A 2,136-nucleotide genomic window follows, 5' to 3' on the forward strand; every position below is an offset into this window, starting at 1 on the left:
GGAGTGGGGGGTGACGGCGGTCAGGGGGGCCGTGGCGACGCACTGGTGGGCCGGGGTGTCGGTGACCAGGGTGAGGACGGGGTCGCCGAGGTGGCCGTGGGTGAGGGTCAGGCGGTGGGCCGGGGAGAGCCAGGTGCCGACGTAGGCGGCGGGGACGGACTCCTCGGCGGCGATCGGCGGGGTGGCGGTGGCGGTGCCGCCGCCCTCGTGGAGGAGGGCGTAGACGGTGCCGCCCGCGCCGAGGGCGACCACCAGGGCCACGACGACGAGCAGGACGGTGGAGGGGGTGCCGCGCCGGGGTTCGGGCGGGGCGGCGCCGGGCGGGCCGTAGGAGTGGGCCTGGGGGTGGGCCTGGGGATGGCCGTAGGGGCCACCGCCGCCGGGCGCGGCGGGCCAGTGGTCCCGGTCGCCGTCGCCGACGGCTCCGTGCTCGACTTCCTCCGGCCCCCAACGGTCCACGACAGCCCGTCCTCCCCCAAGGCGCGCACCCCCGTACGCGCGGCCCAGGCGCACGCGGGAAATCCCCCGCACATGCGCGGATTCCGAGAATAGTGGGGCGAGCCGGACCAGGGGCCCCCGGTCGCGGAACAGACAGCCCCGGTCGCGGAACAGACAGTCTGTCGCGCGGCGGAGCCACCCGGCAGGCAGCCCGCCGATGTCGCGGGCCACCCCGCGCCGCATACCCTCCCCGGCATGACGTCACAGCCGCAGGCACAGCCACAGCCGCACGCGACCCCCGACCCCGCCCTCGGCCGCGCCGTGAAGGCCGCCGACCGCGCCCACGTCTTCCACTCCTGGTCCGCGCAGGACATGATCGAGCCGCTCGCCGTGGCGGGCGCCGAGGGCTCGTACTTCTGGGACTACGACGGCAGGCGCTACCTGGACTTCACCAGCGGGCTCGTCTTCACCAACATCGGCTACCAGCACCCGAAGGTCGTCGCCGCGATCCAGGAGCAGGCGGCGAAGATGACGACGTTCGCGCCCGCGTTCGCGATCGAGGCGCGCTCGGAGGCGGCCCGGCTGATCGCGGAACGCACGCCCGGCGAGCTGGACAAGATCTTCTTCACCAACGCGGGCGCCGACGCGGTCGAGCACGCGATCCGCATGGCCCGGCTGCACACCGGGCGCCCGAAGGTGCTCTCGGCGTACCGCTCGTACCACGGCGGCACCCAGCAGGCGGTCAACCTCACCGGCGACCCCCGCCGTTGGCCCTCCGACAACGGCACCGCGGGTGTCGTCCACTTCTGGGCGCCGTTCCTCTACCGCTCCCGCTTCTACGCGGAGACCGAGGAGCAGGAGTGCGCGCGGGCGCTTGAGCACCTGGAGACGACGATCGCCTTCGAGGGGCCCGGCACGATCGCCGCGGTGATCCTGGAGACGATCCCGGGGACGGCCGGGATCATGGTCCCGCCGCCCGGCTACCTCGCCGGGGTCCGCGACATCTGCGACCGCAACGGCATCGTCTTCATCCTGGACGAGGTGATGGCCGGGTTCGGCCGCACCGGCGAGTGGTTCGCGGCGGACCTCTTCGACGTCGTCCCGGACCTGATGACCTTCGCCAAGGGCGTGAACTCGGGGTACGTGCCGCTCGGCGGTGTCGCCATCTCGCCGGAGATCGCGGACACCTTCGCCATGCGGGCGTACCCCGGCGGCCTGACCTACTCCGGGCACCCGCTGGCCTGCGCGGCCGCCGTCGCCACGATCAACGTGATGGAGGAGGAGGGCATCGTCGAGAACGCCAAGCGGCTCGGCGAGACGGTCCTGCGCCCGGCCCTGACCGCGCTGGCCGAGCGGCACCCGAGCGTGGGCGAGGTGCGCGGTACGGGCATGTTCTGGGCCCTGGACCTGATCCGGGACACCGAGACCCAGGAACCGCTGGTCCCGTACAACGCCTCCCCGTCCTCGAACGCCCCCATGCTCGCCTTCGCCAACGCCGCGAAGAAGAACGGCCTGTGGCCCTTCGTCAACATGAACCGCACCCACGTCGTCCCGCCCCTCAACATCACCGAGGAGGAACTGAAGGAGGGCCTGGAGGCGCTGGACGCGGCGCTGAAGACGGCGGACGACTTCATGGTCGGCTGACCCCGTGTCAGGGCACAGGCCGCGCTACGGTGCGCCCGTGCCCTGGCCCCAGCC

General features: G+C 73.3%; 1 protein-coding gene and 1 pseudogene. One reads left to right on the forward strand and one right to left on the reverse strand.

The window, feature by feature from the left end; translation table 11 throughout:
* Positions 1-459, reverse strand: a pseudogene (locus GTW40_RS15875) (hypothetical protein); the annotation flags it as partial.
* Between the two features lie 234 nt (positions 460-693).
* Here GTW40_RS15875 and GTW40_RS15880 point away from each other — a divergent pair.
* Positions 694-2,082 carry an aspartate aminotransferase family protein gene (locus tag GTW40_RS15880; RefSeq protein ID WP_161180838.1) on the forward strand — a complete coding sequence of 463 codons (1,389 nt, stop codon included), beginning with the start codon at positions 694-696 and terminating at the stop codon, positions 2,080-2,082.
* Positions 2,083-2,136: the final 54 nt, after the last annotated feature.

It is taken from the genome of Streptomyces sp. SID4985, from assembly GCF_009863025.1.
Lineage (GTDB): Bacteria > Actinomycetota > Actinomycetes > Streptomycetales > Streptomycetaceae > Streptomyces.

Excerpts from the sequence above, each read along its gene's own strand:
- GTW40_RS15880 (WP_161180838.1), top strand. The coding sequence starts at position 694 with ATGACGTCACAGCCGCAGGCACAGCCACAGCCGCACGCGACCCCCGAC.